The 19,067-nt window shown below is 53.6% G+C and carries 14 protein-coding genes; 11 read left to right on the forward strand and 3 right to left on the reverse strand.

Features of this window, described 5'->3' with window-relative positions:
* Positions 1 to 45: 45 nt before the first annotated feature.
* The gene (locus tag PUT07_RS23985; RefSeq protein ID WP_274471152.1) at positions 46 to 2,136 is read right to left on the reverse strand and encodes an acyltransferase family protein; all 2,091 of its coding nucleotides are present in this window, start codon (positions 2,134 to 2,136) and stop codon (positions 46 to 48) included.
* Between the two features lie 403 nt (positions 2,137 to 2,539).
* Here PUT07_RS23985 and PUT07_RS23990 point away from each other — a divergent pair, with 403 nt between their 5' ends.
* From PUT07_RS23990 to PUT07_RS24010, 5 genes are all read left to right on the forward strand, one after another.
* Positions 2,540 to 3,700: a Gfo/Idh/MocA family protein gene (locus PUT07_RS23990; RefSeq protein ID WP_274471154.1), complete on the forward strand. Its 1,161-nt coding sequence runs from the start codon at positions 2,540 to 2,542 to the stop codon at positions 3,698 to 3,700.
* 61 nt (positions 3,701 to 3,761) lie between these two features.
* Positions 3,762 to 4,835, forward strand: a complete 1,074-nt coding sequence (locus tag PUT07_RS23995) for a Gfo/Idh/MocA family protein (protein ID WP_274471156.1) — start codon at positions 3,762 to 3,764, stop codon at positions 4,833 to 4,835.
* Positions 4,836 to 4,961: 126 nt separating this feature from the next.
* On the forward strand, positions 4,962 to 6,668 hold the full coding sequence (locus PUT07_RS24000; RefSeq protein ID WP_274471158.1) for a DNA repair helicase XPB: 1,707 nt from the start codon (positions 4,962 to 4,964) through the stop codon (positions 6,666 to 6,668).
* A complete protein-coding gene (locus PUT07_RS24005) occupies positions 6,658 to 8,685 on the forward strand; it encodes a helicase-associated domain-containing protein (protein WP_274471161.1) in 2,028 nt (675 codons plus the stop codon). The genes PUT07_RS24000 and PUT07_RS24005 overlap by 11 nt, the downstream gene beginning before the upstream one ends.
* A gap of 91 nt (positions 8,686 to 8,776) precedes the next feature.
* Positions 8,777 to 9,226 carry a YlbF family regulator gene (locus PUT07_RS24010; protein WP_274471162.1) on the forward strand — a complete coding sequence of 150 codons (450 nt, stop codon included), beginning with the start codon at positions 8,777 to 8,779 and terminating at the stop codon, positions 9,224 to 9,226.
* 6 nt (positions 9,227 to 9,232) lie between these two features.
* On the opposite strand, the gene PUT07_RS24015 is transcribed toward PUT07_RS24010, so the two are convergent.
* On the reverse strand, positions 9,233 to 10,237 hold the full coding sequence (locus tag PUT07_RS24015) for an asparaginase (RefSeq protein WP_274471163.1): 1,005 nt from the start codon (positions 10,235 to 10,237) through the stop codon (positions 9,233 to 9,235).
* Between the two features lie 50 nt (positions 10,238 to 10,287).
* Here PUT07_RS24015 and PUT07_RS24020 point away from each other — a divergent pair, with 50 nt between their 5' ends.
* From PUT07_RS24020 to galU, 5 genes are all read left to right on the forward strand, one after another.
* The gene (locus PUT07_RS24020; RefSeq protein WP_274471661.1) at positions 10,288 to 10,551 is read left to right on the forward strand and encodes a YlbG family protein; all 264 of its coding nucleotides are present in this window, start codon (positions 10,288 to 10,290) and stop codon (positions 10,549 to 10,551) included.
* Between the two features lie 210 nt (positions 10,552 to 10,761).
* Positions 10,762 to 11,199, forward strand: coding sequence for a hypothetical protein (locus PUT07_RS24025; RefSeq protein ID WP_274471165.1), 438 nt, complete (start codon positions 10,762 to 10,764; stop codon positions 11,197 to 11,199).
* 113 nt (positions 11,200 to 11,312) lie between these two features.
* Positions 11,313 to 12,224, forward strand: coding sequence for a selenium metabolism-associated LysR family transcriptional regulator (locus PUT07_RS24030; protein WP_274471167.1), 912 nt, complete (start codon positions 11,313 to 11,315; stop codon positions 12,222 to 12,224).
* 26 nt (positions 12,225 to 12,250) lie between these two features.
* Positions 12,251 to 13,108 (forward strand): PHP domain-containing protein, encoded by an 858-nt coding sequence (locus PUT07_RS24035; RefSeq protein WP_274471168.1) that lies wholly within the window; start codon positions 12,251 to 12,253, stop codon positions 13,106 to 13,108.
* Entirely contained in the window at positions 13,105 to 13,989 is an 885-nt protein-coding gene (gene galU, locus PUT07_RS24040) for a UTP--glucose-1-phosphate uridylyltransferase GalU (RefSeq protein WP_274471170.1), read from the forward strand. The genes PUT07_RS24035 and galU overlap by 4 nt, the downstream gene beginning before the upstream one ends.
* A 44-nt stretch (positions 13,990 to 14,033) precedes the next feature.
* Here the strand turns inward: galU and PUT07_RS24045 are convergent, their stop codons facing one another.
* A complete protein-coding gene (locus PUT07_RS24045) occupies positions 14,034 to 15,788 on the reverse strand; it encodes an Rqc2 family fibronectin-binding protein (RefSeq protein ID WP_274471172.1) in 1,755 nt (584 codons plus the stop codon).
* A 182-nt stretch (positions 15,789 to 15,970) separates the two neighbouring features.
* Between PUT07_RS24045 and PUT07_RS24050 the strand changes: the two genes are divergently transcribed.
* A complete protein-coding gene (locus PUT07_RS24050; RefSeq protein ID WP_274471174.1) occupies positions 15,971 to 18,772 on the forward strand; it encodes a calcium-translocating P-type ATPase, SERCA-type in 2,802 nt (933 codons plus the stop codon).
* The last annotated feature ends 295 nt before the right edge of the window (positions 18,773 to 19,067 follow it).

A 19,067-nucleotide genomic window follows, 5' to 3' on the forward strand; every position in this document is an offset into this window, starting at 1 on the left:
AGCAAACAGCCCGTTGACATGATCAACGGGCTGTTTTGACGTTCTCTACTTTTTGGACGAGACAGCATTCATAATAAGCTCGGAGTAAGCCTCGGCCCCCTTGGTTGTTAAATGAACGCCATCATTCGCAAACCATTCCGATTGCTTCTCACTGTAAGAATACCAATCAACGAGTTTGACATTCGGATATGTTTTGCTTGCTTCAACCAACATGTTGTTTACTGCACTTTGCCATTTGCGGGGAACGCGCGTATTGATCAGAATCATATTTCGCTTCTCTCCGATTGCCGCAATCAGTTGTTCCAACTGACTGGACGTAAAGGCTCCGTTCGTTCCGAGGTGAATGACGACAACGCCGCCCAGTTTCTTATTGGTTTTGATTTCTTCAACCAAATCGGCAGCTTGAGACATTTGTCTGCCCAATTTCCCGTCTACGAATATCCCGGCAATCTTTTTTTCCAGTACGGTTGCAGCACCAAGCATAACCGAATCGCCGATCGCTGTCACAGTTGGATTTAGCGTTCCTAATTTGCTCTCCGATGATGTTTTCGATGTGGCTATTGTTTTCTCATTATTGGTGAGATTGACATCTTTTGAAGCACCACCACCTGGAGCATTCTCATTCTCGGACTCAGCCGGTTGTATTACCTTTGGATCAGCTGTCTGGACAGCACTTGTCGAATCCGGCGGCAGCGTAACACCCGGCGTAGACGTTGGGACGGGACTTGTCGAGGCGGCGGAACGCTTAGCTTCAGGGGGTGGTGTCGGACTTGGTGCATTCAAGTCAGGTTGTGCTATAGGATTATGGGTGGTAACTTTATTGGCGAAATGAGCCGTTTGTGAAATAGTAGCTTCGGGCGAACTAACGGTAGGGCTGATGTTCTCTGGCTTTTTGGCAGAGGCGAGCGTTGTCGTCTCGACGGAAATTGCCGATTCTTTGGATAGAGCGGCTTCCTCCGTTGTAAACCTCGTGTATGTAATGGAGGCGCAGATAAGCATGAGAACGAGTAGCGCTAATCTAGCCAAGGGATGTCGAAACCATTGGGTCCATATGCGCCAGTTCCCGCTTCTGAAAGGAGTTTCGATTAGCGAATAGGACATCGCAGCAAGCAAAATACTAAGCGTCAATTGTAGAAATTGGAGCGTATAGTTACTAGGCGTATTAGGATCAACAGGATTCGTTAAAAGAATCACCGGAAAGTGCCAAAGATAGATGGAATAAGACCGTCTGCCGATCCAGAGCAAAGGTCTGAATCTCAATATTTTGCTCACGACGCCAGTTGGCCGGGCTGCTGCCATAATGACGAAGGCAGATATAATTGAAATCAGCAGCATGCCGCCGTAGTATAGCGATCGATCATATTCTTCTACCCAAATAAACATATAAATGAGGGCCATCAGTCCAATTGTGCCAGTTAGGTCTATCCATATTTGATTCCGTTTCTTCAATGAAGCAATTCCAGCGCTTGGGAATAGGATGGCGAGAGACACACCGATCAAGAGACCGAATGCTCTTGTGTCTGTCCCCAAATATACCCGGCTGGGGTCAGTGCCCGGCTCGTAAATCAGGACCATCGCGATAAAAGAGAGAATAGCGCCAACCAACGTTATGGAAAGAAGCTTTCCGCGGGTTGGGTTAATCAGCTTGCTCAAGATGACGAGTAATAGAGGCCACACGAGATAGAATTGCTCTTCAATCGCAAGTGACCAAAGATGTCCTAACGGGGACGGGGGGCCAAAGCTTTCGAAATATGAAACTTGATGAAAAATGTTATACCAATTGCTTGTATAGGTTATTGCTGCACCGAATTCTCCTAGATGGGCCTGTAACCGATGAAAGTCCGTAATCCCAAGATAGATGGCGGCAGCGGCTATCATCGACAACATGGCTGGGAGCAATCGCCGGGTTCGGCGTATCCAAAACCGGCCTAAACGGATTCTTTTGTGCTTTCTACGCTCTTCCAACAACATATCCATGATCAGGTAGCCAGATAGCACAAAAAATACGCTTACCCCCAAGAAACCTCCTGATGCCCACTCCCAGTTCAGATGGTAGCCGATGACGGCAAGAACCGCCAGTGCTCTTATTCCATCCAATCCATGCATATAATACCTTTGCTTATTGCTTTCCTGCATACTTCTTAGCTCCCCCGGTTGGTCTGTTCGAATTTGAACACTTTTTTAGACGCACCTGTATCTTGAGCAGTTCAAAACCTTTTGTTGAATTTTGGCGAAGCTTATCGTATGCGTAAAGTTGGTCCGTCAAAGCCTTCCCAGCTTTGCAATAATTGACGTTCCTCAAGGGCATATTGAATATCAGAGTAAGGTTGGGGGCAGCACGATACTGCTGATCGAACGGCCAGCCTTGGGCGAGTAGAACGGGACCGGGAAGCCGGTCCTTTACTTCGCTCACAGTTTGGCAACTGTCAAACTTCGCAATAAGGTGGTCAATCTGCGACAAGATGCGCAGCATGAAATATGCTACATTGATAACGTGTTCAATAATTGTGAATCTGACAAGAAAAAGGTGAGGTTACATATGGAGAAAGTTAGAATCGGTATTATCGGCTTGGGCAATATGGGAACCGGACATGCCAAATACTTGGTGAACAACGAAGTAAAAGGCGGCCAGTTAACGGCAATTTGTGAATTTCGGGCAGACCGTTTGGAATGGGCGAAAGAAAACCTGGGCGAAGGGATTCAGCTGTTCGACGATCTTGATGCCTTCTTGAATTCAGGTGTCATTGACGCCGTATTGATTGCGACTCCTCACTATGATCACCCTGAAGTAGCGATCAAAGCATTCAAGGCTGGGCTTCACGTATTGTGCGAGAAACCGGCAGGCGTATACACGAAGCAAGTTCGTCAAATGAATGAGGCTGGCAAAGCATCCGGCAAAGTATTCAGTATGATGTATAATCAGCGTACGAATCCTTTATATAAAAAGTTGAAAGATCTTGTGGAATCCGGAGAGCTCGGCGAAATCCGCAGAACCAACTGGATCATTACGAACTGGTACAGATCCCAAAGCTACTACGATTCCGGCGGCTGGCGCGCAACATGGGCAGGCGAAGGCGGCGGTGTTTTGATCAACCAGGACCCGCATCAGCTTGACTTGTGGCAGTGGACGATCGATATGATGCCTAAGCGCGTTCGCGCCTTCTGTTATTTCGGTAAACACCGCAATATCGAAGTGGAGAACGATGTAACGGCATTCGTCGAGTATGAGAATGGCGCCACAGGCCTGTTCGTAACTTCCACAGCGGAAGCTCCGGGAACGAACCGTTTCGAAATCTCGGGGGATCGCGGTAAAGTCGTCATCGAGGACGGCAAATTGACTTTCTGGCGCCTGCGCGTTTCCGAGACGGAGTTCAACGAAACGTTCAAAGGCGGATTCGGGCAACCGGAATGCTGGAAAATTGAAATCCCGGTCGAGGGCAAGGAAACCGGCCACATGGGAATTACGCAAAACTTCGTCGATGCGATTCTGCACGGCAAGCCGCTTGTTGCTCCAGGTGAAGAAGGGATCAAAGGATTGATGCTGTCCAATGCCATGTTGTTATCCACATGGACTGACAATTGGGTGGATCTGCCGATTGACGAGGATCTGTTCGAGCAGCATTTGCAGGATCAAATCAAAAATTCCAAAGTGAATAAAGAAAATACTTTCCAAACCTTCGATGTTTCGACTTCAAGATAAGACGCTATAACTAAATGGACCCTTGTAACTGGCATGGGCAGGATGATGGAGGAATTCGGAAATGCAAAAAAGCGATGGTATGAATTATGCGCCAAAAGGGAAGCCGAACATCGTGGTGCAAAAAGGGGAATTCGTTTTCGCGGCGATTGCACTGGACCACGGGCACATCTACGGGATGTGCAACGGATTGCTGGAAGCCGGCGCGGAGCTGAAGTGGGTATACGACCAGGATCCGGCGAAGGTTGCGGCATTCCTTGCGAAATACCCGCAAGCGAAGGCGGCCTCTTCGGAACAAGAAATTTTCGATGATGCGGAAGTCAAACTTATCGCGGCAGCCGCTGTTCCTTCCGAACGCGCAGCGCTTGGCATCCGGGCCATGGAGCATGGGAAAGATTACTTTACCGATAAAACGCCTTTCACTTCCTTGGATCAGCTTGCCGCTGCCAAAGCGAAAGTAAAGGAGACAGGCCGTAAATACGCCGTCTATTTCAGTGAGCGTCTGCACGTGGAGAGCGCCGTGTTCGCAGGGCAGCTGATCGAAGAAGGCGCGATCGGCCGCGTCGTTCAAGTGATCGGACTCGGGCCGCATCGCTTGGGGGCGGCAGGACGTCCGGACTGGTTCTTCAAGAAAGAGAAATACGGCGGTATTCTCTGCGATATCGGTTCTCATCAGATTGAACAGTTTCTGTTCTATACGGGCTGCAAGGACGCTACCGTTATGAGCAGCAAGGTAGCGAATTACCATGCGAAGGATTATCCGGAGCTGGAAGATTTCGGTGACGCTACATTGGTCGGCGACAACGGAGCGACGAACTACTTCCGTGTGGACTGGTTGACACCGGACGGCTTGGGAACTTGGGGCGACGGCCGCACGTTGATTCTTGGAACCGAAGGCTATATCGAGCTTCGGAAGTACATCGACATCGCGCGCGACCCGCAAGGCGACCAGCTGTATCTGGTGAATCAGCAGGGCGAGAAGCATTACAGCCTTCACGGGCAAGTGGGCTTCCCTTTCTTCGGCCAATTGATTCTGGATTGCATCAACCGGACGGAGAACGCCATGACGCAAGAGCATGCGTTCAAAGCGGCAGAGCTGTGCCTGCTTGCTCAAGAAAAAGCAGTGCGCGTAGAATAATATTCGGGCAGTCCGGCGGTTATCGCCGGGCTGCCCGTTTTGCATTTCGCCCAAGGCATAACCGATTGATGCAGGTTTAAATACAGGCCTTTCCTTTCATACTAGTGTAAAGGAGGTGGCACGCCAATGAATATGGACCCAACCCGTCCGCTGATCGTTCAGAGCGATTCGTCGATACTGCTTGAAACGCATCATCCTGAATTTGAGTCCGTTCGCGGGATGTTATCCCGGTTCGCGGACCTGGTCAAAAGTCCGGAACACCTGCATACATACCGGATCACGCCGCTATCCCTATGGAATGCGGCTGCGGCCGGCATGCCGGTCGAGCAAATGACGGCATGTCTGCAGACCCATGCGAAATTCGGTGTTCCTCCATCCGTACTAGGCGGGATTCGCAAATACGCCGGGCGGTATGGGATGTTGAGTATGCGGAACGTCGGCGACGAACTGCATCTGGTTAGCGACGATACGGTTGTGCTGAATGAGATTCGGGCCTACGATTCCCTGAAAAAATATTTGACGGACACCCGCGGCGAGCGGGCTATTGCCATTTCACCGGCTAAGCGCGGATTGCTGAAGCAGGAGTTGACCAAGCTCGGTTATCCCGTTGAAGATTTGGCCGCTTACCGGAGCGGCGAGTTTCTGCCGATCCGCCTCCGGGATGAAGAAGCGGTGGATGAACCGTTTCAGCTGCGGGACTACCAGAAGAGCGCTGTGGATGCGTTTCACCGCATCGGGAACGGAGGCAGCGGAGTGCTGGTGCTTCCTTGCGGAGCCGGTAAGACGGTGATCGGCATCGCCGCGATGGCCAAGTGCAGCTGCGCCACCTTGATCCTGACATCCAATGTCACATCGGTAAAGCAGTGGAAGCGGGAAATTTTGAGTAAAACAGGGCTTGGCGAAGACCAAGTCGGCGAATATAGCGGCACGACCAAGGAGGTACGGCCCATCACGATAGCGACTTATCAGATCTTGACGCACCGCGGGAAGAAAGAAGACGAATTCGCGCATATGCGGCTGTTCAGTGAAAGAGAGTGGGGCCTCATCATTTATGATGAGGTGCATCTGCTCCCCGCTCCCGTCTTCCGGGCTACCGCCGACATTCAAGCGACCCGCAGGCTTGGCTTGACTGCGACCTTAATTCGCGAGGACGGCCGGGAGGACGACGTATTTTCACTGGTCGGACCGAAGAAATTCGATATGGCTTGGAAGGAGCTCGAGTCGCAGGGTTGGATCGCCAAGGTAACTTGCCAGGAAATACGGGTTCCGCTGTCGGAGAGCGATCGCGACCTGTACGGAGCTTCCGGGGCGAGGCAGCAGTTCCGCATTGCCGGAGAGAACGAAGGCAAGCTGGAAGTGATCGATCACCTGCGGCGCCTGCATGCGGGGGAACAGACGTTAATTATCGGCCAATATATCGACCAATTGGAGCGGATTGCTGCGCATACCGGGGCGCCGATGATCAGCGGCGGCATGCCGTACGAGCAGCGCGAAGAGCTGTATGCACAGTTCAAGAAGGGGCAGCTGCCGCTTCTCATCGTCTCGAAGGTGGCCAACTTCGCTGTCGATTTACCGGATGCCGCGGTGGCCATACAGGTGTCGGGCAGCTATGGCTCGCGCCAGGAAGAAGCACAGCGCTTAGGGCGCATTCTGCGTCCGAAAAGCAGCGGTGCCAATAGCGCCGTCTTTTATACGATCATTACGGAGGATACGAAGGAGCAGGATTTTGCCATGAAGCGGCAGTTGTTTCTGGTTGAACAAGGCTACGCATACCGGATCACACATTGGTGTTCGAACGACGCGGAGCGGGAGGGTGACTTGAATGAGGTATGAACAAATATGGGCGAAGATGCCGGAAAGCATGAAGCAGCAAATTTCGAGCCAGCCTTGGTGCGCCGCTTTCACCAAAGATGGTGTTCAGCTGGACGATTTGTTGACGGACCGCAGCTATTTGATTCATCTGCTTGCCCAGCTCTCCCAGAATGAGAGAAATACGCTCCGCCTGATCTTGTCTGTCTTCGGCTGTGAATCGTTCACGGCCGATGCGCTCGAGAGGCAGGCGAGCCTTCAGATGGCCGGCGCACAGGCGGCCGTCGGCTTGGTCGGTTTGCGAAGAGCCGGCGTCATTGCCGCATTTCGCAAATCGTGGGGGGAACAGCTGTATGCGCTGCCGGAGGATGCTTTCGACGTCTGGCAGGGGCTGTTATTTCCTTCCGTGAAGCTTCGCTCCAGGGATGAACGAGACGCTGGCGAGCTGGAGGAGCTGCTTGGCGGTGTTCATCTAACGCCTGCCGCCGATGATGAGCAGGAGAGAGCCGGTGCCGGCGCCGGCGCTCACCCGAGAGGGCTTGCGCAGCTCTTGTTCCATTTCCTCGTCGCCTGCTCGCAGCAGCCGTCTTTGCCGTTAACGAACAAGGGGACGCTCCATAAGAAGCAGCTGCTGAAGCTGACGGGGCATTTGAACCTCCCGCGGGACCTGCTGCGCAGCGCAGGAATCGCGTATGCGTTCAGAGACCAGTATGATGACGGGACGGCGCTTATGCTGGAGCTCGCGATCCGGATGGGCTTCTTAACAGGGAGCGGAGAGCGGCTCTATCTCCATGAAAAGGCGGTCAAGGCATGGCTTCGGCAAGATTACGCTACGCAGCAAAGCGATCTCTACACCATCTGGTGCCAGCTGCTCCTTCCGGCGCCGGTCTGGCTGCAGCATGCCATCGCTTGGGCGGAGAAAGCGGAGGGCGGCGCTTGGTATGAAGCGGACAGCATCGTTCGCGCGGTTGGGGAGTGCTGTTCCCGGAAAGAAGGGACGAACGCATATCCGTCTATTTATCAAGCGGTAATGATAGCATACTTAGCGCCTTTATCCATTTTCCGGTTTCTTGAGCTTGCAAAGGACCGGGAGGAGAAGGTGTGGTTCCGATGGCTCATTACGCCGCGGAATGCCGGGAAGACTTCGATTGCTCAAGAGAAGCCCGGAGCCTCGTCGATTTATGTACAACCGGATTACGAAGTGCTGCTTCCGCCGGACGTACCGTTAAGCTTGGAGTGGGAGATCGCAGCGTTCGCCGATTTGAAGATGTCCGAGCAGATGCGTACGTACCGCATTTCCAAAGAAAGCTTTTACCGCGCCTGGGAAAACGGACGAAACACGGAAGAGATCATCCGATTGCTGCAGGAGCATGTGTATTACGATGTCCCCGAACCCGTGATTCTTACGCTGCGGCAATGGGGGGAACAGGCGGGCAAAGTGCGGATGGAAGATGTGACGCTGCTGCGCTGCAGGTCTGCGGATATTGCAGACGCGCTGCTCCGGAACGAGAAGTGTCGGCCGTTCTTAGGTGAACGCATCGGCGCAGCGGAATTCATCGTCCCGAAAGATCGGCTTGCCCAGCTCTCCAAGCATTTGGAACATATGGGCTACCATCCGAACGGAAGCCGCAGAAACAAAGAGGAGGAGTCGTCCGCCGCGGCCGGTCCTGCCTTGGCCTTGCAAACGCCGGGAATATGCTATACCCGAGACACGCTGCAGCTGTATGAGCTGGAGACGGAATTGCCGGAGCGCAGCGATGTGTATCCCGATATGGGATCGATCCCGGGTGCCTGGCTTCATGATTTCAGAGCGTACCACGGCTCTACGCGCAAAGAAATGATCCGCAAGGCGATCGAATGGAAGAGCTGTCTGCAGCTGAACAAGGAAGGCGAGAGCCGCCTTATCATTCCGCGCGGCCTTCGGGAGGAACGGTCGGGCTGGGTTCTGGACGGCTTGGAGGACTACCAAGAGATCTCCTTATCCGGCGAAGACTGGCAGGAAATGAAGCTGATTTTACCCGGGATTAACGATGAGGCGTAGCGGAAAGAGAAAAGGAAGAAACTCTCGAGGAACTGTGGTATAGTAGAGATGTTAGACGCACTCTTAGAGAGAAAGGATGTTGGACATAGGTATGTTACAGACAATGGATGCAGAAACAATCGATATGTCGGCCGTTCTTATGCAGGCCTATGACATGGGAGACATGATTAATTCCTCTGCTGAAGTGGCAGATTATTTATATTGGAAGAACGTTGTGGATAACAGCGCGGAAGTGAAACAGTTGAAGGCGGTCTTTGCCAGAAAGAAAGAAGCTTTCGAGGAATGCGAGCGCTTCGGGCATTATCACCCAAGCTATCACGAGGCGTTGGCTGCCGTGAACGAAATTCAGGACAAGCTGCATGCGGTTGAGGCCGTACGCAGATTCAAGGAAGCGGAGGAGCGGCTGGACGATCTCCTGTTCACCGTGTCGACGACGATCGCGCACGCCGTATCCGAGACGATCAAAGTGCCGAGCAATAACCCGCTTCCCACCGGAAAAGGCTGCTCGTCCGGCGGAAGCTGCAGCGGGAATTGCGGTTAATCGCCGCTATAACTGGAAATCGGGGCGGATGATTCCGACCTCGGTTCCTTGCCAGTTATGCACGGTTGGTGTGTGAAAGGAAGCCAGCAGGGCGGTTTCGGCGGCTGACAGCAGGTCCAACTGCTTCAGCGCTTCCACGACTGCGGGGTACAGCGCACGTTGGTTGCCGTCTTCGATCTTCAGCACGAAGCCTAAGTTCATCGCTGGAACGGTCAATGCGAATATGCCTTCGGCGCCCATTTTGCCGATGATCCGGCCATTCGTGACCTCGATTAATCGCGTGTCGAAGCGATCGCTTCCTGCGAGGAATTGAGGGTATTGGCGCACCGCGGCGACGATTCTCCGGCAAGCGTTTGCACGCGCTTCGGGCAGCGCTTCCGGGCTTCCGAGCCGGGCGTAAGCCAACGCGAGACGATCGATCTCCATGCCGAATACCGGCACGCCGCATCCGTCGACGCCGAGCTCCATGTCCGCTTTCGGGACGCCCGACATGGCGCAGACCGCCTCCAGCATGAGCTGCTGCACGGGATGGTGAATGCTCATGTATGTCTCCGGCTGTGCGCCCAGATGGGCGCACAGCGCCAGCATACCGGAGTGCTTGCCGGAGCAGTTGTTGTGCAGCGTCGTCGGGGCTTCTCCCCGCTCGCGCATCGCCTGGGCGGTAGGCGCGTGATAAGGTTCATGCGCACCGCACTGCAGGTGCTCATGGTGAAACCCGAGCTTGCCCAGAATGCCTTGGGCAGCGCTCACATGCTCGGCTTCCCCGTTGTGGGAAGCGCAGCATAACGCAATTTCGGCATCCCCGAGGCCGTAATGGTCCGCCGCGCCGGACTCGATGACCGGCAGCGCTTGAATCGGCTTCGCCGTCGAACGGGCGAAGGTTAGCAGCTTCGGGTCGCCTGCTGCGTGCAGCAGCGAGCCTCCGGTATTTACGACCGCGAGATGAACGCGGTGAATGCTTTCGGTAATGTTTCCGCGGAATACGCGGACGATGGTGTCAGAAGGCTTCATGCAGAGAGATCACTCCATACTAGGATTATTGAAAAGAGGTAGCAAGCATGATGATGATTGAGCGTAGCGGGTTAATCGTTTGGGTCAGCGACACGAAAGCCGCCAGAAACTTGGAGCGGTTCGGTTCTCTTCACTACATATCCAAGAAAATGAATTATGCAGTTCTTTATATACATGCCAGCAAAGTGGAAGAAACGACCCGCAGCTTGATGAAGCTTCCCTACGTGAAGAAAGTGGAGAAGTCGTACCGCAATGAAATCAAAACGGAATACAGTAGCAATATACCGGACAAAACTAGATTTTACACCCTTTGAGGCTGTAGTGCAAAACAAAGCTTCGCAAGAAGCTTTTTTTATTTTTTGAATTTTTAGAAAATAAGCATCTTTTTACGATCTCACAAATATTTATTAATAATTTTATATATTCTTCCAAAGGAAAAAAAGTTATAATCAAGTAAACTATAACTTACATACAGGTAGGGAATAGGTACACGGTCTCATTTTAGTAGGAGAGGGGTTGTGATCATGAAAGACAAGGTAATGGGGAGATGGAGTACTTATGAACCATTCTACGTACAGCTGGGCGATAAGAAAGTAGCGGATGTCGTGATCACGAATCATGCGAAGCTGAGATGGAGCGATCGTGTTTCCAGCGAAAACAATTCACTCGAGGAAATCTGTGCTTTTCTGTGGGAAAAGCTTAAAAACGGTAGCATCGTCCCCTATTATCGCAACGAGGAAGACGTCTATCTAATTGATGACGATTTGGTCATCGTAGCCGAGTTTGCTCACTTGGAACATGAGACGGATCTGGTGGGCAATCCGCTGCATAAGATGATCATCGTCACTTTCCTCGGGAGAATGTCAGAGACGATGGAACTTCGCGATCTGAAATCGTATTATTCCTGGCTCAGACATTCGCGGCGGATGACGCTCATCAAGAACAGCCGCAAGCGTCGCTAAACCGGATAAGGGTATGGGAAGAGCGTGTCGACCTACGGCATGCTCTTTTTTAATGTCGAATGGACTGTCTGCGTCCAATTTCATATAATGGAAGCAAAGAGAGGCGGGTATACATGGCACTTAATTTTCATCAACTCCACATTTTTTATACCGTTGCGGAGAAAGGCAGCTTCTCTCACGCAGCAGGAGCCCTTCATATGACGCAGCCTGCGGTCACGATGCAGGTCCAGTCCCTGGAGGATTATTTCGGTGTGAAGCTGTTTCACCGCAGCACCAAGAAGATCGAGCTGTCCGAAGCGGGACGGGCACTCTTGCCGTTCGCCAAGAACAGCATAGAGCTTATTCGGGAAACGGATGTCGCGATGTCCAAGTTTACCAAAATGATCGAAGGCCGGCTGCAGCTTGGGGCCAGTCTGACGATGGGCGAATACATTTTGCCCCGCCTTCTGGGGCCCTTCAGCAAGGACTATCCGAATATCTCCGTATCCATGAAGGTGATGAACACGACGCAAATTCTCGATGAGGTTCTTGGCCATCAGCTGAACTTCGGGCTTGTCGAGGCGCCGATTCACCATCCGGATGTTCATACGGAAGCGATTCTGAGCGATGAACTGAAGCTGATCGTTCCCGCGAATCACCCGTTAGCCGATCTGGACGTCGTCTCGTTGGACGAAGTGTTGAAATATCCTTTCGTGCTTCGCGAGCAGGGCTCGGGGACAAGACGAGTCATGGAAGAAGAGTTTGCCCGCTGCAATATGGACTGCTCCTCGATGAAGATCGTGATGGAGCTCGGTTCCACAGGGGCGATCAAATCGGCCGTTGAAGCGGGGCTCGGCATCTCGATCCTGTCGCAATCATCGGTTAAACACGAAGTGACTTTAGGACTGTTTAAAGTGAAGACGATCGAGAACATCAGATTCGAGCGCAGCTTCTATGCCATCTATTTGAATTCTACGCTGCTACCGATCTCGGCGGTAAGTTTTATGACCTTTTTGCGGCAAGAGGATTTGGGCCGTTTTCTTTAATATGAGGTGAAGAAGGGGGAACAAGCATGGCAGTCAGAATGGAAGCGGACTTACATACGCATACGACGGCTTCGGACGGGACGCAGCGTCCTGCTGCTAACGTCCGGATGGCTTACGAGGCGGGTCTGGGAGCAATTGCGATAACCGATCACGACACGGTCTCCGGGGTAGCGGAGGCGCTGGCGGAAGGCTTGAAGCTCGGGATCGAAGTCGTGCCCGGGGTTGAGATATCGACGGTTGGGGGCGGTCAGGACATCCATGTGCTGGGGTACTACATTCGCATCGATGACGAGCTGTTTCTTCAGCGGCTGGAATCGCTGCGGGTTACGAGAAACACGCGCAACGAAATGATCATTGAGCGCCTGCGGCAGCTGGGGATAGAGATCACGATGGAGGAAGTGCTGAAGGAGGTTGCCAATGTCAAGAGCAAAGGCGACACCGTAGGACGACCGCATATCGCTTCGGTGCTCCTGAACAAAGGGTACGTAGCTTCGATCAGTGAGGCATTCGACAAGTATTTGGCGACGGGGGCGGCTGCTTATGCCAATCCGCCGCGGATTAAGCCGGAAACGGCCATTCAGTGGATTCATGACGCAGGAGGCAAGGCGGTTCTGGCCCATCCCGGCATTTATCACAACGATGCGCTCGTAGAGGAGATCGCCGGACAAGGCTTGGACGGCATTGAGGTGTATCATTCCGACCATACGCCGGACGATGAGGCCAGGTACCTGCTGCTAGCTGAGCGCTCCGGCCTTCTCATCACGGCCGGCTCGGATTTCCACGGCGAACGGGGCGGAGTTGTCTTCCACGCGCCGATTGGCGCAAGGCGAATCGGGACCGATGTCTTGGCTGCCCTGAAGAAAGAGGAGGAGCAGCGCCCTTGAGACACATTCGCAAAGCAATTATTCCGGCTGCCGGGCTAGGTACACGGTTCCTGCCGGCTACGAAAGCGCAGCCCAAAGAAATGCTGCCCATCGTCGATAAACCTGCGATTCAATATATCGTCGAAGAAGCCATCGAATCCGGTATTGAGGATATCATCATTGTCACGGGCCGCAACAAACGGGCGATCGAAGATCATTTCGACAAATCCGTTGAGCTGGAGATGATGCTCGAGGAGAAAGGCAGCACGCAGCTGCTCGAAATCGTGCAGTCGGTCTCGAATTTGGCCGACGTGCATTACATTCGGCAGAAGCAGCCCTTAGGGCTGGGTCACGCCATCCTGTGCGCGCGCAAGTTTATCGGCGATGAGCCGTTCGCGGTGCTGCTCGGGGACGACATTCTGCAATCGTCCCCGCCGGGACTGCGGCAGATGATGGACATCTACGAACAGACCGAATCGTCCGTTATCGCCGTGCAGGAAGTCCCGTGGGAGGACGTCAGCAAGTACGGGATCGTCTCACCGGCTACGAGCCGCGGCAGCTACCGCTTGATTGAAGATCTGGTGGAGAAGCCCGACCGCGATCAAGCGCCTTCGAACTTGGCCGTTATCGGACGCTACATCATCATGCCGGAGATTTTCGGCATTTTGGAACGTCAGGAGCCCGGCCGCGGCGGCGAAATCCAGTTGACGGACGCGCTTCGCGTACTGAACCGGGAGCAGCAAATGGCCGCCTATCTGATGCAGGCGAACCGTTACGATGTCGGCGATAAGCTGGGCTACATCGAAGCGACGATCGAGCTCGCCTTGCAGCGTCCCGATTTGCAGCACAAAGTGAAAGAGTACTTGTTAGCGCTAGTTCGCAAGCTGGAAGCGGGCGAATGAAAGAAGAACCTGGTCCCCCTATGGAGGGGGCCAGGTTCTTTGGTTTATTTGATCGTTACTTTCAACTGTTTGATTTCGTGCTCGTCCGGCGTCACGAACAACGTCTTCTGATTGACATAAATCACGAAGCCGGGCTTGGAGCCGTTCGGTTTATGGACGTGCTTAATCGCGGTGTAATCGACGGGCACTTGACTGGAATGCTTCGCCTGACTGAAGTACGCGGCCAATTGGGCGGCTTCGAGCAGCGTGGTCTCGGTGTAGCCGTCGCCCCGAATCACGACATGGGAGCCGGGAATATCTTTCGTATGCAGCCAGGTGTCGGAGGCGGAGGCGAGCCGGTTCGTCAAGTATTCGTTTTGCGTATTATTTTTGCCGACATAGATCGGAATTTGTTCGCTGGACATATAACAGGCTAGCAATGGCTTATCTTTTTTCTTCTTCTTGCGCTGTTTCTTGTTACGGTCGCGGATGTAGCCCTGTTCCATAAGCTCGTCGCGGATCTCTTCGATATCGGGCAACGAGGCGACGCTCAGCTGCTGCAGGAGGGCGTTCAAATAAGCGATTTCCTGATGCGTCTGCGCGATCTGCTCTTCGACGATGGCCGTGCTGTTTTTCATTTTCGTATACTTTTTGAAATAGCGCTGCGCATTCTCCGAAGGATTCAGGAGAGGGTCCAGCGCGATGGTGATCGGAGCCTGCTCTTCATCGTAGTAATTGATCGTTTGGATTTCGCGGTCGCCTTTTTTGATAGCATGGAGGGAGGCTGTCAGCAGTTCGCCGAGAATCCGGTATTTATCGGCATCTTTGGATTCGCGGGCGGTTTCTTCTAGCTTCTCCAGTTTCTTGATATTTTTGTTAAGCTCGTTCTGCAGGAAACGGAGCAAATCCGCCACCCGCTGCTTGACGGTGTCTCTCTCGGCCTTATCGCCATAGAACATCTCCAGACAGGCGCTCGGCGTCGGGTACGAGGTCGTCTGACCCTTCATGTGGGTGAGCGGCGTCATGGCAAAAAATAATTTGCCCGTCCCATCCTGCTCGATAATAACGGGCTCGTACCGATGGAGGCGGATCGCCGTCATGACGCCTTCGAAAGCACCCCACAAAGCTTGCAGATCCGCATCGTGTCCGGCTGCTTCCAGGCGGCTCCGGTGGACGATTTCCTTGGCGATGAGGGGGCTTAGTCCGCTGAAGGCTGCGACAAGCTTCTGCTCGGGCTTCTCCGCCGGGACATCGCCGGATTCGTTCTCCATCGCCGCCCGGAACGCCATTTCGTCCGCTTCCAGCGGATTTTGCTTGTCTTGCGCAGGCGGCGCGACATATTTACTTCCCGGCATTACAATCCGGTACGAGGAAATCGCCGGGGTTACATGATGAATCCCGTCCAGAATCGTATCCGTCGCCGGATCGAGCAGAATGATATTGCTGTGTCTACCCATAATTTCCACAATAATCTGCTTGAGGCTCATATCGCCCAATTCATCGCGATGGCGAATATGCAAGCGAATCATCCGCTCCATGCCGATTTGCTCTACGGCTTCGATCACCCCGTTCTCACAGTGCTTGCGAAGCAGCATGCAGAACATGGGGGCGTCGAGCGGGTTGAGCGAGGCTTGCTCGGTGAGCTGCACGCGGGGATACGTAGGATTCGCAGAGAGCAGCAGCTTAACATTTTGCCCTTGTGCGCGGATTTGAAAAATAACGTCATTCTCGCTTGGTTGATGAATTTTATTAATGCGGCCTCCCACGCACGCTTGCAATTCATGAACGACAGCATGCAGGACCAGTCCGTCTAAAGCCATGATTATGACAACTCCATTCTAGGTTGAAAACTTTGCTAATCTCTATGATGCCATACTTTTCATAAAAACTTAAGCGTTAGTCGGCGGGAAAGATGATTTCAGGGATATTTTCCGGCTTGTCTGAATACATTTACGTATGAGTGGGAGGTAAGATCAAGTGGAAGCGGGAGGGAGAAGGGCGGATGAGTCAGAAGAAGTGGTACCAGTTGTCATCGGAAGAAGTCTTGCAGCAACAGCAGGTGGACATGCAGCAAGGATTGCCCTGGGAAGAAGCCTGGAAGCGGCAGGGAGAAGCAGGTCGCAATGAACTAACGGAAGGGAATCGCGTTTCTCCGATTACACTGCTATTAAATCAATTTAAGGATTTCATGGTGCTGGTCTTGTTGGGGGCGACCCTCATTTCCGGCTTGCTGGGCGAATATTTAGATGCGATTACGATTGTGATCATCATCTTGATGAACGGCATCCTCGGTTTTACCCAGGAATTCCGCGCCGAGCGCTCTCTGCGCGCGCTGAAGGAGCTGTCGGCCCCGAATGCGAACGTATGGAGAGAGGGGGCCATTCATCAAATACCTGCCCGCGATTTGGTGCCGGGCGACATTATTGCACTGGAGAGCGGCGACCGCGTGCCGGCCGATGTCCGCTTCCTCGAAACCAACGGTCTCTATGTCGAAGAGTCCGCCTTGACGGGCGAGTCCGTACCTGTCGGCAAGCTAACGTCGGTCATTCCGCATGACGAGGTGCCGCTCGGGGATCAGCGCAATATCGGCTTCATGGGCACGATGGTTTCGCAAGGGACGGCCAAAGCCGTCGTCGTACGGATCGGGATGGACACCGAGATGGGCAAAATCGCCGATTTGATTCAAAATACGGAATCGATGGAAACGCCGCTGCAGCACCGTTTGGAGCAGCTCGGGAAGATTTTGATTATCGTCGCTATCGCCTTGACCGTTCTCGTCGTCGTCGCCGGCATTATGCATGGACAACCGCCTTATGCGATGTTCCTCGCCGGTGTCAGCCTGGCCGTCGCAGCGATTCCCGAAGGCCTGCCAGCCATCGTGACGATCGCGCTTGCGCTCGGCGTGCAGCGAATGATCAAACGCAAGGCAATCGTCAGGAAGCTGCCTTCTGTCGAGACGTTAGGCTGCGCCTCGGTCATATGCTCGGACAAGACAGGCACGCTCACGCAAAACAAAATGACCGTAACCCACCTCTGGGTCGGCGGCGACGTGCTCGAAGTGACGGGGGACGGCTATGTCCCGGTCGGGGATATCCAGATCGGCGGACAAAGCACGGATCCGCTCAAAAACCCTTCACTAACGAGACTGCTGCAAGTGTCGGTGCTGTGCAATAACGCAACGCTGTACGAGGAAATACAGGAAACGAAACGGAAGAAGGGCAAAGAAGCCAAGGACAGCGCCGCTTCCGTCTGGAACATTAAAGGGGATCCGACCGAGGGAGCTCTGGTCGTGCTCAGTGCGAAGAGCGGGATTACGCATGAGTCGCTGAGTGATAAATACAAGCGGATCGCGGAATTTCCATTCGACTCCGATCGCAAGCGGATGTCCGTGCTCGTGGCCACGGAGAACGGGCGCATGGCCTGCACGAAGGGAGCCCCGGACGTGCTGCTGGAGCACTGCAGCTATATTCTCTGGGACGGCAAGGTGATTCCGTTCACATCAACGTTGAAGCAGAAGGTGCTGGCGGCCAACGAAGGAATGGCCAGATCCGCGCTTCGGGTGCTCGGTATCGCTTATAAGGAGCTGAAAAGCACCGACCGGTACGAAGGCCATGACGATGTGGAAACGGGGCTAATCTTCATCGGGTTGACCGGCATGATCGATCCGCCTCGCAAAGAAGTGCGCGAAGCTATTACGAAATGCCGCAAAGCAGGCATCAAAACCGTCATGATCACGGGCGACCATCAGACGACCGCGGAAGCGATCGCCAAGCAGCTTGGCATGATTCCCGGCACGGGGGCGAGCCTCAGCGGGCAGCAGCTCGGCGCGATGTCGGACGAGGAGCTCGATGCCAAGGTTAACGATACGTACGTCTATGCCCGTGTGTCACCGGAACATAAGCTGCGCATTGTCAAGGCGCTTCAGCGCAAGGGACATGTCGTTGCGATGACGGGCGACGGGGTGAACGATGCCCCTGCGATTAAAGCGGCGGATATCGGCATCGCCATGGGCATTACGGGGACCGACGTCTCCAAGGAGGCTTCCTCGTTGATTCTTAGCGATGACAATTTCTCCACGATCGTTGCGGCGATCGAAGAGGGCCGGGGAATTTATGAGAACATCCGCAAATTCATCCGTTATTTGCTAGCTTCCAATGTCGGGGAGATTATGACGATGTTTATCGCGATGATGGCGGGACTGCCGCTGCCGCTTGTGCCGATCCAGATCCTGTGGGTCAACCTGGTCACCGACGGTCTGCCTGCCATGGCGCTCGGTGTAGATCAGGCGGAGAAGGATTTGATGCAGCATAAGCCGCGTTCGGCCAAAGAGAACATTTTCGCAAGACGGCTCGGCTGGAAAATCATCTCCCGGGGCATTCTCATCGGCGTGTGCACGTTGGCCGCGTTCTGGCTCGTCCTGCGCAACGATCCGTCGGATGCCGCTACCTTGCTTAAGGCGCAGAGCGTAGCGTTCGCTACACTCGTTATGGCACAGCTCATCCACGTGTTCGACTGCCGCAGCTCGCGTTCGATCTTCCACCGCAATCCGCTGCAAAACAAATACCTTGTTCTAGCGGTGCTGTCCTCGCTCGTGCTGATGCTGGCCGTTATGTACGTGGAAGCTCTGCAGCCGATCTTCAAGACAGTTCCTCTCGGCTGGAAGGATTGGATTCTCGTGCTCGTCGCAGCGGGCATCCCGACCTTCTTCATGGGGCTGGGCTCTGTGCTCTCGCCGAAGCGTACGAAAGGTTCAGGTTCAGGGGCCCGTCCTGTTTCTTATTCATCGAAAGCCAGTTTCAGATAAGTTTGGAGCATAGGGCTGTCCTTACAGGTCTGTTCGACCTGGGGACGGCCTTTTGTTCTGTTTGGGGAAATGGAGTATGCTATTTAGCCTTGATTCAGTTACTTTGGGGGTTGGAGGGAAATAGGATACGCTATTTTGCCGAATTTAGACAGAATAAAAGCAGCGTAGGAGGAATAAAGCACTGTATTTCCGTTTGGGTTCTGAATTGGACTCATTTAGCTTAAATAGCGCACCTCATTTCCGCTTCATGTTTTGCAATTGCTCGATGGACCGGAGCAGCTGTTTGCGGCTTGTT

The organism is Paenibacillus sp. MAHUQ-63 (assembly GCF_028765165.1).
Classification (GTDB): Bacteria; Bacillota; Bacilli; order Paenibacillales; family NBRC-103111; genus Paenibacillus_E.

What these genes read in the sequence shown, in the direction of transcription:
- PUT07_RS24025 (WP_274471165.1), top strand. Translation starts at nt 10,762, where the DNA reads ATGAAAGACAAGGTAATGGGGAGATGGAGTACTTATGAACCATTCTAC.
- PUT07_RS23985 (WP_274471152.1), bottom strand. Translation starts at nt 2,136, where the DNA reads ATGCAGGAAAGCAATAAGCAAAGGTATTATATGCATGGATTGGATGGA.
- PUT07_RS23995 (WP_274471156.1), top strand. Translation starts at nt 3,762, where the DNA reads ATGCAAAAAAGCGATGGTATGAATTATGCGCCAAAAGGGAAGCCGAAC.
- PUT07_RS24010 (WP_274471162.1), top strand. Translation starts at nt 8,777, where the DNA reads ATGTTACAGACAATGGATGCAGAAACAATCGATATGTCGGCCGTTCTT.
- PUT07_RS23990 (WP_274471154.1), top strand. Translation starts at nt 2,540, where the DNA reads ATGGAGAAAGTTAGAATCGGTATTATCGGCTTGGGCAATATGGGAACC.
- PUT07_RS24000 (WP_274471158.1), top strand. Translation starts at nt 4,962, where the DNA reads ATGAATATGGACCCAACCCGTCCGCTGATCGTTCAGAGCGATTCGTCG.
- PUT07_RS24020 (WP_274471661.1), top strand. Translation starts at nt 10,288, where the DNA reads ATGATGATTGAGCGTAGCGGGTTAATCGTTTGGGTCAGCGACACGAAA.
- PUT07_RS24015 (WP_274471163.1), bottom strand. Translation starts at nt 10,237, where the DNA reads ATGAAGCCTTCTGACACCATCGTCCGCGTATTCCGCGGAAACATTACC.
- PUT07_RS24005 (WP_274471161.1), top strand. Translation starts at nt 6,658, where the DNA reads ATGAGGTATGAACAAATATGGGCGAAGATGCCGGAAAGCATGAAGCAG.
- PUT07_RS24035 (WP_274471168.1), top strand. Translation starts at nt 12,251, where the DNA reads ATGGCAGTCAGAATGGAAGCGGACTTACATACGCATACGACGGCTTCG.
- PUT07_RS24050 (WP_274471174.1), top strand. Translation starts at nt 15,971, where the DNA reads ATGAGTCAGAAGAAGTGGTACCAGTTGTCATCGGAAGAAGTCTTGCAG.
- PUT07_RS24030 (WP_274471167.1), top strand. Translation starts at nt 11,313, where the DNA reads ATGGCACTTAATTTTCATCAACTCCACATTTTTTATACCGTTGCGGAG.
- PUT07_RS24045 (WP_274471172.1), bottom strand. Translation starts at nt 15,788, where the DNA reads ATGGCTTTAGACGGACTGGTCCTGCATGCTGTCGTTCATGAATTGCAA.